General features: G+C 69.6%; 15 protein-coding genes. 5 read left to right on the plus strand and 10 right to left on the minus strand.

From position 1 onward, the window contains the following. Positions 1-193, minus strand: a 193-nt coding sequence (locus tag EP26_RS20450) for a helix-turn-helix domain-containing protein (protein ID WP_043341388.1), incomplete at its 3' end; no start/stop codon positions are given. 177 nt (positions 194-370) lie between these two features. Here EP26_RS20450 and EP26_RS20455 point away from each other — a divergent pair. The 3 genes from EP26_RS20455 to EP26_RS35025 all read left to right on the plus strand — a co-directional run bounded on the left by EP26_RS20455 (position 371) and on the right by EP26_RS35025 (position 2,633). Then, a complete protein-coding gene (locus EP26_RS20455) occupies positions 371-982 on the plus strand; it encodes a TetR/AcrR family transcriptional regulator (RefSeq protein WP_052389433.1) in 612 nt (203 codons plus the stop codon). Positions 983-1,073: 91 nt separating this feature from the next. Next, positions 1,074-1,976 carry a PfkB family carbohydrate kinase gene (locus tag EP26_RS20460; protein WP_052389434.1) on the plus strand — a complete coding sequence of 301 codons (903 nt, stop codon included), beginning with the start codon at positions 1,074-1,076 and terminating at the stop codon, positions 1,974-1,976. Positions 1,977-2,084: 108 nt separating this feature from the next. Next, positions 2,085-2,633 carry a hypothetical protein gene (locus EP26_RS35025; RefSeq protein ID WP_157033643.1) on the plus strand — a complete coding sequence of 183 codons (549 nt, stop codon included), beginning with the start codon at positions 2,085-2,087 and terminating at the stop codon, positions 2,631-2,633. Between the two features lie 50 nt (positions 2,634-2,683). Here EP26_RS35025 and EP26_RS36320 read toward each other — a convergent pair whose 3' ends face one another. The 8 genes from EP26_RS36320 to EP26_RS20500 all read right to left on the minus strand — a co-directional run bounded on the left by EP26_RS36320 (position 2,684) and on the right by EP26_RS20500 (position 10,297). Further along, on the minus strand, positions 2,684-2,917 hold the full coding sequence (locus EP26_RS36320; RefSeq protein ID WP_169747435.1) for a hypothetical protein: 234 nt from the start codon (positions 2,915-2,917) through the stop codon (positions 2,684-2,686). 79 nt (positions 2,918-2,996) lie between these two features. Beyond that, positions 2,997-3,746 (minus strand): ABC transporter ATP-binding protein, encoded by a 750-nt coding sequence (locus EP26_RS20470; protein ID WP_052389435.1) that lies wholly within the window; start codon positions 3,744-3,746, stop codon positions 2,997-2,999. Further along, on the minus strand, positions 3,727-5,469 hold the full coding sequence (locus EP26_RS20475) for a branched-chain amino acid ABC transporter ATP-binding protein/permease (protein WP_052389436.1): 1,743 nt from the start codon (positions 5,467-5,469) through the stop codon (positions 3,727-3,729). Before EP26_RS20475 ends, EP26_RS20470 begins: the two co-directional genes overlap by 20 nt. Before the next feature lie 2 nt (positions 5,470-5,471). After that, positions 5,472-6,329: a branched-chain amino acid ABC transporter permease gene (locus EP26_RS20480; RefSeq protein WP_043341391.1), complete on the minus strand. Its 858-nt coding sequence runs from the start codon at positions 6,327-6,329 to the stop codon at positions 5,472-5,474. A 5-nt stretch (positions 6,330-6,334) separates the two neighbouring features. After that, the gene (locus EP26_RS20485) at positions 6,335-7,510 is read right to left on the minus strand and encodes an ABC transporter substrate-binding protein (RefSeq protein ID WP_211259495.1); all 1,176 of its coding nucleotides are present in this window, start codon (positions 7,508-7,510) and stop codon (positions 6,335-6,337) included. 27 nt (positions 7,511-7,537) lie between these two features. Beyond that, positions 7,538-8,650, minus strand: a complete 1,113-nt coding sequence (locus EP26_RS20490; RefSeq protein WP_043341393.1) for a mandelate racemase/muconate lactonizing enzyme family protein — start codon at positions 8,648-8,650, stop codon at positions 7,538-7,540. 88 nt (positions 8,651-8,738) lie between these two features. Then, the gene (locus tag EP26_RS20495; RefSeq protein ID WP_043341395.1) at positions 8,739-9,521 is read right to left on the minus strand and encodes an enoyl-CoA hydratase/isomerase family protein; all 783 of its coding nucleotides are present in this window, start codon (positions 9,519-9,521) and stop codon (positions 8,739-8,741) included. After that, the gene (locus EP26_RS20500) at positions 9,518-10,297 is read right to left on the minus strand and encodes an alpha/beta fold hydrolase (RefSeq protein WP_043341397.1); all 780 of its coding nucleotides are present in this window, start codon (positions 10,295-10,297) and stop codon (positions 9,518-9,520) included. Before EP26_RS20500 ends, EP26_RS20495 begins: the two co-directional genes overlap by 4 nt. Before the next feature lie 68 nt (positions 10,298-10,365). Here EP26_RS20500 and EP26_RS20505 point away from each other — a divergent pair, with 68 nt between their 5' ends. Together EP26_RS20505 and pcaG are read left to right on the plus strand one after the other, a co-directional pair. Next, positions 10,366-11,079 carry a dioxygenase family protein gene (locus tag EP26_RS20505; RefSeq protein ID WP_084112691.1) on the plus strand — a complete coding sequence of 238 codons (714 nt, stop codon included), beginning with the start codon at positions 10,366-10,368 and terminating at the stop codon, positions 11,077-11,079. Then, positions 11,076-11,645, plus strand: coding sequence for a protocatechuate 3,4-dioxygenase subunit alpha (gene pcaG, locus EP26_RS20510; protein ID WP_043341398.1), 570 nt, complete (start codon positions 11,076-11,078; stop codon positions 11,643-11,645). The genes EP26_RS20505 and pcaG overlap by 4 nt, the downstream gene beginning before the upstream one ends. A gap of 7 nt (positions 11,646-11,652) precedes the next feature. Here the strand turns inward: pcaG and EP26_RS20515 are convergent, their stop codons facing one another. Continuing rightward, entirely contained in the window at positions 11,653-12,588 is a 936-nt protein-coding gene (locus EP26_RS20515) for an NAD(P)/FAD-dependent oxidoreductase (protein ID WP_211259496.1), read from the minus strand. Positions 12,589-12,636: the final 48 nt, after the last annotated feature.

The raw sequence follows: 12,636 nt of genomic DNA on the forward strand, positions 1-12,636 counted from the left end.
TGTAACGGTGCACCCAATCGCGCAGGGTCTGCCGGTCCATGCCGCAGGTTGCGGCCGCGTCCGTGCGCGACTGCCCTTCCAGTACCAAGGCAAGAGCCAGCATGCGTCGCGCTGCGTTCGCGTCCCGACTGCGAGCTGCAGCCTGCCTCAGGGCATCCGCCGACAAGTCCTGCCGCGTGATCACCACCGCCATCGCAAGCCTCCCGAATCGAACCCCCGGGAGACAGCGAATCACGCCCGCCGCAAACCGCGGATCACATGCGAGTCAGTGACCATGGCGGTTGGTATTACACTGTACAAGGCGCTCGGCGGCGGCTGGACGGACCAAACCCTTCTCGCCGCCGCCCCTGGCTGAAGGAGTCCTCGGAGGATGACCACCGCCGCAACCCTGCCGCGCCGCCCGAACGAGGCCAAGCGGCGGTTCGCGCTGGTGGAGGCGGCCGAATCCATCTTCCTGGCCCAGGGCTATGGCGCCACCAGCATGGACGACGTCGCCCAGTCCGTCGGCATGTCGAAGAAGACCCTCTACCAACTCTTCCCTTCCAAGGAGGCGCTGTTCGAGGCGGTGGTCGAACATTTCTGCGCCCCGAAGCAGGCCGAGCCCGAGCCGGCTGTCCCCGGCGACCGCGCCGCCCTCGAGCGGCTGCTCGGCGACATCGCCCGGCACATCCTCTCCCTCCGCAGCGTCGCCCTCTTCCGCGTCATCGCCTCGGAGGTGAAGCGCGCCCCGGAACTCGCCGCCGCGGTGGAGCGCAGCCGCGGCCGCAAGACCGGCGCCCTGGAGCGCTGGCTGGCCGCGCAGGCCGCCACCGGCTGGCTCCGCATCGCCAGTCCGGAGGAGGCGGCCGGCATGCTGATCGGCATGGTGATCGGCGAGCCACATATCCTGATGCTGCTCGGCCAGCGCCCGCCTCCCGAGGAGGCGGAAATTGCGGCGCGGGTGCGCCTCGCCGTCTCCCTCTTCCTCGACGGCGCCGCCTGACGGCGCAGCCTGCCTGGCGACCGACATCCTGCCGCTTGTCATGGCGAATATCCGCATCGGCCAGCCGCTGTCGCTGGTATGATGCCGGCCCATGCCCGCGCCCCTCGTCATCTGCCTTGGCCACCTCGTTGCCGACCATAGCTTCTGGGTCGAGGACGTCCCCCAGCCCCCGGCGAAGCAGGTCGCCCGCCGCTACGGGCTCGGCGTCGGCGGCCTTGCCGCCAATGCCGCCATCGCCGTCGCCCGTCTCGGCGGCCGCGTCCGCTTCTGGGGCCGTGTCGGCGATGACCGCAACGGCGCCCCGCTCGCCGAGGAACTCGCCGGCTTCGGTGTCGATACCAGCGCCATCCGCATCGTCCCCGGCGCTCGCACCCCTGTCTCCGCCGTACTGCTCGACCCGGTGGGCGAGCGGGTGGTCATCGCCTTCCGCGGCGAGGGCCTAGACCTCGACCCCGACATCCTGCCGATGGAAACCCTCGGCGAAGCCCGGTCCCTGCTCTGCGACCCGCGCTGGCCCCGCGCGGCCGAGGCCGCCCTCCGCGCCGCCCGCCGCCTCGGCGTCCCGAGCGTGCTTGATGCCGAGAAGAGCGAGGCCCGCCTCCTCGCCACGCTGGTCCCGCTGGTGGACCATGCCATCTTCTCACAGCCCGGCCTGCAGATCTTCGCCCCGGGCGTGTCGCCCGCCGAGGGCCTGCACCGGGCGCTTGCCGCCGGCGCGAAGCTCGCCGCCGTCACCCGCGGCGAGCACGGCACCCTCTGGTTGACCGCGGGGATGGAGGCGCCGATCGAAACCCCAGCCTTTCCTGTCGAGGCGACCAACACCGCCGGGGCCGGCGATGTCTTCCACGGCGCCTATGCGCTCGCCATTGCCGAAGGCATGTCCCTGCTGGACGCCATGCGCTTCGCCTCCGCCGCCGGTGCGTTGCGCGCGCAGGACGGCGAGACCCCAGACCGCGTCCAGGTAGAAGAATTACTGGCGAGTTCGAAAAGCTAATTCTTGGACGAAAGCGCCCCGAACACCCGGCGAAATTGACTTGCACCCGGTGTCCACCGGCGCGACGCTATCGAAGCTCGGTCGAAAGCATGATCCGGAGATACATCCATGCGTCTCTCCTCATCCTTGGCGAAGTCAGCAAAGTCGCAGGCGGACAACTTCGTGTCCTTCAAATCCAAAGGACTGGAGCAGGAGTGGGAGACATTACGTCAAAAGAATCTCGGTCTATATGGCCTGATTGAGAACGTCGCCTATTTTACCAAAGAGAAAATGAAAAAGGGCGTGGTGATCACCATGATCTACCGCACCGAGCAGCAGCAAAAAGCTCTGTACTCGGCTCGGAAAACACCGCCGAAAACTTCCTACCATATGGATTGGAAGGCCGTCGATCTGAGATCCAAGACTTTCACCGCGGACGAAATCGAGGATATTTGCAATTACCTCAACAAGCACTACAACGGATTTAATAAATGCGTTTTAAAGAGCGGTAAGATATGTACTGCGCTCTATCACAAAATAGAAAACAACGGCTTCCATTTCCATGTTCAGTATAACGGTCCCGTCGTCGGCAGACCATTCCAGTACGATTCCCTTCCTTCCCCGCTCAAGTACAACCCTTCGGATGCTGACAAAGTGGCTTTCGAAGCGGTCGCTTAGGGCCGCCTCATCAACCGATCGCCACGGGCTTCCGAAGGCGATGCCGCCTGTCAGTCGAGGTTGGCGTTGAGCGGCACCACCACGTCGGCCCACCGCGCCGGATCCTGTCGCAGCATCGCCCCAAAGGCCACACCATCCGCCCCGACGACGGGGTGACGCCCGCCGCCCTGCCCGTCGAAGGACTCGTCACCCGGCCGCTCGACTTGGTCATCCCCTTCTGCTGGGGCGTCGTCACGCCGGAGACGCAGCCGGTCTCGGCGTTGCTGGAGCAGCTGATCAACCAACTCGAAGCGATACCGAGGGAGGCGCTGCCCCCCTCGAACTCCCTCCGCCAAGGGCCGAAAGGCCCCGGGACTCCTTGAGTCAGCCGTGGAGGGCCGTAGGGACTTCCTGGCCGAAATAGGCCAGCTCCAGGCGATGCGGCAGGTCGGGCTCCGCCGCCGAGGCTTCCAGCACCAAACGTCCCTGCGCCATCGCCACCACCCGGTCGGAGACGGCCAGCGCCTTCTCGATCAGCTGCTCCACGAGCAGCACCGCCGTGCCGCGCTCCTTCAGCGCCCGCACCACGCCGAGCACCCGGTCCACCAACACCGGCGACAGCCCGGCCGAAGGCTCGTCCAGCATCAGCAACCTTGGCCGCTGCACCAGCCCCTGCGCGACCGCCAGCATCTGCTGCTGCCCGCCGCTGAGCGCCCCGCCCTTGTCCTGCCGCTTCGCCGCGATCTCGGGGAAGTACTCCAGCGCCTCCTCCACCCGCCGCATTCGCTCGCTGCGCGGCACGTCGTACCCGGCCAGCAGCAGATTGTCGGTGACGGAGATCTGGGTGAAGACCCGGTGTCCCTCGATCACATGCACCAAGCCCTGCCGCACCGCCGCGCGCGGATCGGCCCCCGTCAGCTCCACGCCCCCGAACCGCACCCGCCCCGCACTCGGCGGCAGCAGCCCAGAGATGGCGCGCAGCAGCGTCGTCTTCCCCGCCCCGTTCGGCCCGAGCAGCGACACCACCTCGCCCGCGCCGATCCGCAGGTCGATGCCGTGCAGCACCGCGATCTTCCCATAGCCGGAGCAGAGGCCGCCCACCTCCAGCAGCGGCTCATGCCCCAAGGTATGCACTGACCACCTCCTTGTGGACGCGGATTTCCGCCGGCGTCCCCGCCGCCAGCACCCGCCCGAGATTGAGCACCGTCACCCGGTCGCAGATATCGAAGATCAGGTCCGCATGATGCTCGACGAGCAGCACCCCCACCCCCTGCCGACTGATGGCGCGGATCAGGCTGCCGAGCCGCTTGATCTCCTCGACAGACAGGCCTGCCGCCGGCTCGTCCAGCATCAGGAATTCCGGCCGCAGCATCAGCGCCCGGGCGATCTCCATGAAGCGCAGCTCGCTATGCTGCAACCGGTCCGCCCGCGCCTCGGCGAGCCCCCCGAGCCCGACCGCGTCCAGCGCCAGCCGCGCCCGGTCCGCCATCGCACGCTCCTCCGCCCGCTGCCGCGGCAGCGAGAGCAACGCCTCGACGAAGCCGGCCCGCCCCTCGACCGTCGCGCCGATCATGACATTCTCGAGGACGGTCGCCTCGCCGATCATGCGCGGCGTCTGGAAGGTCCGGGCGATGCCCCTGCCCGCCCGCCCTGCGGGTCTTCCCGCCGGCAGCTCCGCACCGGCCAGCGTCATCCCTCCCTCCTGCGGTCGGTAATAGCCGGAGATGACGTTGAGCGTCGTCGTCTTGCCGCTGCCATTCGGCCCGATCAGCCCGTGCACTTCGCCCTGTCGCAGATCGAGGTCGATGCCGTCGATCGCCCTGACCCCGCCGAAAGCCAGCACGATGCCCTTGAGCGAGAGCACCGCCCGCTCCCCCCGCTCCCCGATCAGCGTGCGCAGCCCCGCCTCCCTCGGCCGGATCGCCCGGTCCTCCGGCAAGGCACGCCGTCCGCTCCGATCCAGCAGCGCCGCGATCCCGCCCGGGATCGCCAGCACGATCACCAGCAGCAGCGCCGCATAGAGGAAGGTCGACCAGGCCGCGAGCGGCGCCGCCACCTCCGGCAGCAAGGTCAGCAATATGGTCCCGAGCAGCGGCCCGAGGATCGACCCACGCCCACCGATCAGGACGGCGATGAAGAACAGCAGCGACAGGTCGAAGGTGAAGGCATCCGGCGTGATATAGGTCTGCAGCGTGGCGAAGAGCCCGCCCGCAAACGCCGCCAAGGCGCCGGCCAGCAGGAAGACCATCGCCAGTAGCTTCGGCTTGGCGATGCCGCTCGCCTCCGCCGCCACCTCCGAATCCCGGATGGCAACCAGCGCCCGCCCGAACCGGCTCCGCGCCAGGTTCGCCGTCGCCCAGGTACACACCACCGCCACGCCCAGGCAGAAATAGTAGAACCCCCAGGCCGTATCCATCGGCGCCGGCAGGCTCGGGCCGGGGATGCCGATGCCACCCCCCGTCACATCCTGCCAGGCGAGGGTGATCTGCGTGACGATGGTGGCGAAGCCGAGTGTCGTCATGGCGAAGTAGAAAGTCCGGAGCCGCAGCGCCGGCAACCCGACGATGACGCCCGCCACCGCCCCCGCCGCCGCCGCGATGCCGAGCGCTGCGAAAGCCGGCAGCGGCTCCATCACCGTCCCCGCCGTGAGCACGCTGGCGGTGTAGGCCCCGATCGCCAGCAGCGCGACATAGCCGATCGCCAACTGCCCGGCGAAGCCGACGATCAGGTTGAGCCCCGCGACCAGCACCCAGTAGATGCAGGCCCGCGTTGCGATCAGCGCCCAGTACTCGTTTCCCGTCAGCGGCAGCAGCAGGGCGAGCGCCAGCAGCGCGAGGAAAGGCCAGAGCTTTGCCATCCTCACACCCTCCGCGCCGCCGGCGCCCCGAACATCCCCTGCGGCCGCGCCAGCAGCACGATGATGAAGAGGGTGAAGACCGCCACCGAGGAGAAGATGCCCCCCACCATGAAGTTCGCCGCCTGCTGGAACAGCCCGAGCAGCAACCCGCCGATGACCGCCCCCCGGTTGTTCCCGAGCCCCCCGAGCGCGACGGGGATGAACCCGTAGAAGTTCAGCAACGGCCCATTGGCGAAGAAGGCCAGCAGCAGCTGCCCGCCGGCGAAGCCCGCCAGCGCCCCCACCGCGCCGGCCAGCGCATAGCTCGCCATCCGCAGGTTCCGCTCCGGCAGCCCCAAGGCACGCGCCGCGAAATTATCCTCGGCGATGGCGACGAAGGCCCGCCCCACCAGCGTGTACCGGTAGAGATATTCGAGCCCGAGGATGGTCGCCGCGCAGGCCACCACCGGAAGCCAGTATTTCTCGTCCCAGACCCCCGTTCCGATCCCGGCTAGCCTGGGGAAGGGCTGCGGCTCCGTGCTCCATTCCAGCGCCGTCGCATGCTGGATCAGAAGTGCCACGGCGAGCGTCGAGAGCACGTAGAGATGCTGGTCGAGGCTCTTCAGCACCGGCCGCACCGCAACCACCTCCGTCACCACCCCGAGCAGCGCACAGCATGCGAGCGTCGCCAGCAGCCCGACCGGCATCGGCAGCCCCAGCCGCAGGATGAAGAGCGAGCCGAGCACGCCCCCCAGCATCCCGAGCTGCCCCGCGGTGAAGCTCATCACCCGCGAGGTCGAGAACATGGTGTTGTAGGTGATGCCGATCAGCGCATAGACCGCGCCGACCGCCAGGCCCGAGGCCAGGATCGAGGCGAGCATGCGGCTCAGCCGTAGCCCGGCGCGAGCGCGAAGGTACCGTTCTTCCCCGTCGAGGCCGCCGACATCACCACATCGGAGACGGGGTAGCCGTTATGGTCCTGCGCCGTGAAGCTATACTCGCCGAAATAGCCTGGATATTGCTTCAGCGAATTCCAATGCCCGATGATCGACTGGTTCGCCGTCGCCCCCGTCGCCTCCACCGCCTTCGCCACCAGCTCGACCGCATCGATGCCGCAGGCCACCCACCAGAGCAGCGTATCATGCAGGTTCACCTTGCCCTGCATCCGCTGCATCAGCTCCTCGTTGCGCGGCGGCAGCTTGCCGGAGGCGTCGTAGCTGCAGCTCTTGTAGCCGATGGCGTAGACCTTCTCCCAGTTGGCCGGCTTGTCGATCAGCGTCCCGATCTCGCCCGAAGCCAGCGACGGATGCCCGATGAAGGGCACGTCCCAGCCCATCGCCGCCCGCGTGTTCAGCAGCCGCGCGATCATCCCCGTGGAGACGCTCCAGATGACGATCGCCTGCGCCCCCGCATTCCGCGCCCGCAGCATGTCGGGTGTCATGTCCGGCTGAGTCGCGTCGATATTCGCCTTGGTGACGACCTCCGCGCCGTCCTTCTGGAAGGCCGCCGCCGAGGCATTCGCCGCCGTCACGCCATAGCCCGTCGTGTCGCCGATGACGGCGACCTTCTTCGCCTTGGCGATGTTCAGCGTGTAGCCGCGCACCGCATCGTCCCACTGCGTGTTGGAAGGTGCGATGCGGAAGGCATTCGGGTATTTCGCCGGGTCGATCAGGCTGTCCACCACGCAGGGATGGATGTTCGGCATCTTCGCCCGCGCCATGATCGCGGTGACGGCCAGCGACTCGCCGGAGTTCGTCGGCCCCCAGATCGCATGCACGCGGAGCTGGCTGATCATCTCCTGCGTCGCATTCACTGCCTTGGTCGGGTCGCCCTGGGTGTCGCGGGTAATGATCTCGACCTTGCGCCCCTTGACCCCGCCCGCGGCGTTGATCGCCTCCGCGGCATACATCACGCCGCGATTGAAGCCGATGGCCGGCGCCGAGCTCGGCCCCGTCATGGCGGCGAGCCAGCCAATCTTGATCGGCTCGTTCTGCGCGATGGCCGGCATCGCCAAGCCGGTCGCGGCGGCAGCCAGGCCTAGGCCTCGGCGAGTGATGGGCATGGATGTCTCTCCCTTATGCTTCTTCGTTCACAGCGCGATGCGCACCGGCGCCCCGCGCGTCACCCGTGCAAGCAAGGCCGGATCCGGCTCCACCCCCAGCCCCGGCCCGCGCGGCACCGCGACCGTCCCGTCCCGGCAACGCACCCAGGGGTCGAAGGGGTTCGGCTCCATCTCGAGCCACAGCACCTCAACCATCGGCCGCTCCATGAGCGCCGCCGCGACATGGATGGTGGCGACGAGCCCCGGTCCGAAATAGGGGCTGTGCGGCATGACGGTAACGCCATGCGCCTCGCAGAGCGCGATGACCTTCCGCATCTCGCCGATGCCTCCGACCTTCGTCACGCTCGGCTGCGCATAATCTATGGCCCCGGCCTCGATCAGCGCCTTGAAGCCGAACAGCCCCGCCGTGTTCTCACCGGCCGACAACGGAATCCCGTACTGCCTGAGGCTCGCCAGCCCCGCCGCATCCTCCGGCGGCCAGACCGGCTCCTCCAGCCAGAACAGCCCATCGCCAGCCAGCGACCGCGCCATCTCGCGCGCCACCGGCGGCGTCCAGGCGCAGTTCACATCGAGCATGATCGCGGCCCCCGGAGCCGCGCGCCTGGCCGCCACCACCGCCTCCCGCGTCACCTCATGCAGCTTGATGTGCCGGTAGCCCCGCGCCGCCGACTCCGCCGTGTTGCGCGCGACGAGATCGAGGTCGCCGCCATAGGAAAGCAGGCTCGCATAGGCCGGCAGCCGCTCGGGCGCCGCCCCGCCCAGCAGCCGCCACACCGGCTGCCCGCAGCGCTTGCCCATGATGTCCCAGAGCGCGATCTCGATGCCCGAGAAGGCATAGACGAAGGCGCCATTGCGCCCCAGCAGATGCGTCCCGTGCAGCACACGCCGCGAAAGACCGTTGATGTCGCCCGAGTCCTGCCCCAGCACCAGCGGTGCGACGATTGTCTCCAGCGCCGCCCTCGTGGTCGGAATGGCGGCATGGCCGAAGGCCTCGCCCCAGCCGACCAACCCGTCCTCCGTCTCGACGCGGACGAGCAGCACCTCCATCCGGTCCCAGAGTTGCCCGGCGAAGCGCCCATGCGGCCCGCCCATGGTGAAGGGCATGGACAGGACCGAGCATTCGACCGCCGTGATGCGCATGAGCCTGGATGTTCCCCCGGCCCTCTCGCCGGGGCCGCTCCCGCATCCTGCGGCGCCCCGCGGCGGAGTTCAACCGGGACCCCGGCGATTAGCGCCCCTTGAACACGGGCTTGCGCTTCTCGGCGAAGGCCAGCTGCGCCTCCCGCGTATCCTCCGTCCCGGCCAGCGCCACGGTCTGCGACTGCTCGAAGCGATAGCCGTCTTGCAGCGGCAATTCCTCCGTGACCTGGAAGGACCGCTTGGCCGCCCGCACGGCGAGCGGCACCTTCGCAGCGATCTCCCGCGCGATGCCCATTGCCGTCCCCATCAGCGCATCGTCAGGCACGCAGGCCGAGACGACGTTCATCCGCAGCAGTTCCGGCCCGGTGATGCGCCGCGCCGTCATGATCATCAGCCGCGCATCGCTCTCGCCGAAATGCCGCCGCACATGCCGCACCCCGCCGGCCAGCCCCACATCCACCTCGGTCATGGAGAGGAAGGCGCCCTCCCCCGCTACGAGGATATCCGCCGAGAGCGCCAGCACGCAGCCTGCCCCGATCGCCGCGCCGTTGATGGCCGCGATCACCGGCACGCCACATTCCATGACGCAGTCGAAGGCCGCGCGCACGTTGCGGTTGTGCCGCGGATAGGCCCCGGGCCTGCCGGAAAGCCCCGGCCGCTCCTTCAGATCCGCCCCGGCCGAGAACGCGCGCCCCTCGCCTGTCAGCACGATGGCCCGCACCTCCGCCATGTCGTGCAGCGCATCGAAGATGTCGGCGATCTCCTCGCGGAAGCGCGCATTCTGCGCATTCACCGGCGGCCGCCGCATGGTGACGGTGGCGACATGCTCCGCGATCTCTACGCTGAAGCACTCCAACCCATCGAAGCTCATCCCTGCACCTTTCCAGCAAATTCGATCAGCGCCCGCGCCACCGCCTCCGGCTGCTCCGGCAGCAGCGCATGCCCTGCCCCCTCGACGACGACCATCCCGACCCGCGGCCCCAACGCCTCGCGCAGCCTCGCCTCGCTCGGCACCGGCGCGATCGCATCCTCCGCCGCCGCGACGTAAAGCACCGGCACCCGCTCCGCGACACGCTTCCAGCCCGCATCCGTCGCCGCCGTCGCCGCCCGCTGCATCCGCGCGACCGGCGCATGCCAACCATCGAGCCACACTCGCGCGTCATGCCCCGGCGCGAAATAGCCCCGTTGCAGATGCCCCAGCCGCTCCGCCTCGCCCAGCCGCGGGTCGAAGCTGCCATCGATCGAAGCGCGCACCGCCGGATTGAGCACCGTGTCGATGGACGCGGCCAGCAACGCCACGCCTCGCACCGCCGGCGCCCGCACCACCGCCACCGCCCGCGCCACCCAATTGCCGAAGGCATGCCCCGCGACCACCGCCGGCCCATCCACGCCCGCCGCCGCCAGCGCCGCCGCCGCGTCCTCGGCGAGGTCGTAGAGCGTCAGCCCCTCCATCGGCCCCTCCGAGCCGCCGATGCCCCGCGGCTCCGCCCGCACCACCCGGAACCCGGCGGCGGCGACCGGCGGCGCCACGGCATCGAAATCCTCAGCCCCCCGCCCGAGCGAGGGCAGCAGCAGCACAGCCGGCCCCCTGCCCTCGGCCTGCCAGGCGATCCGCGCCGCGCCACGCGCCGCCAGCCCCCGCTCCATCGCGCCCTCCTCGCTTCCCCCGCAGCATCCGCTCGGGCATGCTCCCCGGCAAGCGAGGGAGGAACCACATGGCAGAGGACGCGCCGGCCCGCTTCGACCCGCTGCCTCCCGGCATTGCCCCCATCGTCCCGACGCCCGGCTACCCAAGCACCTTCACCCATACGCCGAGCCAGCCCCTCATCCGCCGTCCGCCCGGCCGCGGCGAGATCACCGGCCCGCTCGCCCTCCACCGCAAGCTGCCCTGCGGCGAGGCCAACCTCGCCGAGCCCATCCCCGGCCGCCCCGCCGTCGGCCAACTCATCCACATCGCCGGCCAGGTCCTTGACGAGGACGGCCGCCCCATCCCCGACGCCGTGGTTGAGCTCTGGCAGGCCAATGCCGCCGGCCGCTACGCCCATGCCAGCGACACGCGCTCCGCCCCGCTCGACCCGAACTTCATCGGTCAGGGCCGCGTCCGGACGGATGCGGAAGGACGCTACGGCTTCTTCACCATGCGCCCCGGCGCCTATCCCGTGCCCGGCGAGGCGGTGTGGTGGCGCCCGCCCCACCTCCATTTCTGCGTCCTCGGCCCCGCCAGCCTCTCCCGCCTAGTGACGCAGATGTTCTTCCCCGGCGACCCGCTGAACCCGCTCGACCACATCTTCATGGCCGTCCCTGACGCCGCCGCCCGCGAGCGCCTCATCGCCCGCCCGCTGCCGCCATCGGAAATCGGCTCCGGCTGGCTCGGCTACCGCCACGACATCCTGCTCCGCGGCCGCCGCGCGACGCCCGTGCTGGCATGACGCCGCTCTCCTCCCACACCGTCGGCCCCTTCTTCCCCGAAGCCTTCATCCGCGAGGGCGACAACGATCTCACCCGCACCACGACCGACGCGCCGCCCTCCCGACGCGGCACCCCCATCCGCCTGAATGGCCGCGTGCTGCGCGAGGGCGGGCTCCCCTGCATCAATGCCATCCTCGAAGCCTGGCAGGCCGATGCCGCCGGCCGCTTCCACCACCCCGCTGACCCGGAGGAAGCGCAGGCCGACCCCGAGTTCCTCGGCTGGGGCCGCGCCCGCACGGATGCCGAGGGCCGCTACGAGTTCCACACCCTCCTGCCCGGCGCCTTCCTCGACCGCGCCCCGCATGTGAACCTGCTGGTGATGGCCTCCGGCCTCATGCAGCCGGTGGCGACGACGCTCTTCTTCCCGGAATTCGCCGCCGCCAACGCGACGGACCCAGTACTCGCCCTTGTTCCGCCGTCGCGCCGCCCCCGCCTCTTCGCCACGCCCGACAATGCCGGCGGCTACCGCTTCGACATCCGCCTCCGCGGTAGTGCGGACGAGGAGACGCCCTTCTTCGAGGATTAAGCCGGCATCAGCTCCCGCCCGGCTCATCTTCCGTCGGAATCTCGCAGCGATTGTGGATATGCGTCGCCGCCACCGCCGCATGCCCCATCCCGACCACGATCTGGTCGAGCCCCCGCACGATGTCGCCGGCCGCATAGAGCCCCCGCACCGTGGTCTGGCAATGCTCGTCGACCAGCAATGCGCCCGATTCATCCCGCTCGGCACCGAGGCCCAGCGCCAGCTCCGACCGGTAGTGCAGCCCGAGCGCCGAATACAGCACCTCGAACCGATGCTCCGCCCCACCGCCCCGCAGTGCCGCGATCCGCCCGTCTCGGATGTCGAGCCCTGTCACCGGCTCCTCCACCAGCCGGATGCGGTGCCGCGCCACCACCTCTCGCTGTGCTTTATCCAGCGCCAGCGGCCGGCCGAGCGTCAGCAGCGTCACATCCCCGGAATAGGTGCGGGCGATGAAGGCCGCCTCGCCCAACCCATGCGCGCCATGGCCGATGACGGCGATGCGCTGCCCGCGCGATTCATGCCCGTCGCAAATCGGGCAGTAGCGCACCAGGCCGCGCCGCACCGCATCCGGCAGGTCGGGCAGGTCCGGCTCCACATCCAGCGCCCCCGTCGCCAGCAGCACGCGCCGCGCCTCGACCGTCCGGTCGCCGCCGCCCGCCGCCTCCAGCACCGCGGCGAAGCCCCCCGCCTGCCGCCGCAGCCCCGTCACCCGCGCCATCTCCGGCCTGATGCCGTACCGCGCCAGATGCTCACGTTGCAGGTCGAGGATATCCGTCCCCGGAATTCCCCCCGCGAAGAACGGAATGTTGTGGCTGGCCGGAATCCAGGCGGCCCGCGGCTCCCCCGCATCCGCCACCAGCACATGCCGTCCGAAGCGCGCGAGATAAAGCGCCGCCGTCAGCCCGGCCGGCCCACCCCCGATGACGAGGCAATCCACCTGTTCCACTCGCAATTCCTCACGCCTCGTGGCAGCGCAACGCGCTTCACGGCGGAA

The organism is Belnapia moabensis DSM 16746, from assembly GCF_000745835.1.
Taxonomy (GTDB): domain Bacteria; phylum Pseudomonadota; class Alphaproteobacteria; order Acetobacterales; family Acetobacteraceae; genus Belnapia; species Belnapia moabensis.

What these genes read in the sequence shown, in the direction of transcription:
- EP26_RS20455 (WP_052389433.1), top strand. Translation starts at nt 371, where the DNA reads ATGACCACCGCCGCAACCCTGCCGCGCCGCCCGAACGAGGCCAAGCGG.
- EP26_RS20460 (WP_052389434.1), top strand. Translation starts at nt 1,074, where the DNA reads ATGCCCGCGCCCCTCGTCATCTGCCTTGGCCACCTCGTTGCCGACCAT.
- EP26_RS35025 (WP_157033643.1), top strand. Translation starts at nt 2,085, where the DNA reads ATGCGTCTCTCCTCATCCTTGGCGAAGTCAGCAAAGTCGCAGGCGGAC.
- EP26_RS20475 (WP_052389436.1), bottom strand. Translation starts at nt 5,469, where the DNA reads ATGGCAAAGCTCTGGCCTTTCCTCGCGCTGCTGGCGCTCGCCCTGCTG.
- EP26_RS20480 (WP_043341391.1), bottom strand. Translation starts at nt 6,329, where the DNA reads ATGCTCGCCTCGATCCTGGCCTCGGGCCTGGCGGTCGGCGCGGTCTAT.
- EP26_RS20485 (WP_211259495.1), bottom strand. Translation starts at nt 7,510, where the DNA reads ATGCCCATCACTCGCCGAGGCCTAGGCCTGGCTGCCGCCGCGACCGGC.
- EP26_RS20490 (WP_043341393.1), bottom strand. Translation starts at nt 8,650, where the DNA reads ATGCGCATCACGGCGGTCGAATGCTCGGTCCTGTCCATGCCCTTCACC.
- EP26_RS20495 (WP_043341395.1), bottom strand. Translation starts at nt 9,521, where the DNA reads ATGAGCTTCGATGGGTTGGAGTGCTTCAGCGTAGAGATCGCGGAGCAT.
- EP26_RS20500 (WP_043341397.1), bottom strand. Translation starts at nt 10,297, where the DNA reads ATGGAGCGGGGGCTGGCGGCGCGTGGCGCGGCGCGGATCGCCTGGCAG.
- EP26_RS20505 (WP_084112691.1), top strand. Translation starts at nt 10,366, where the DNA reads ATGGCAGAGGACGCGCCGGCCCGCTTCGACCCGCTGCCTCCCGGCATT.
- pcaG (WP_043341398.1), top strand. Translation starts at nt 11,076, where the DNA reads ATGACGCCGCTCTCCTCCCACACCGTCGGCCCCTTCTTCCCCGAAGCC.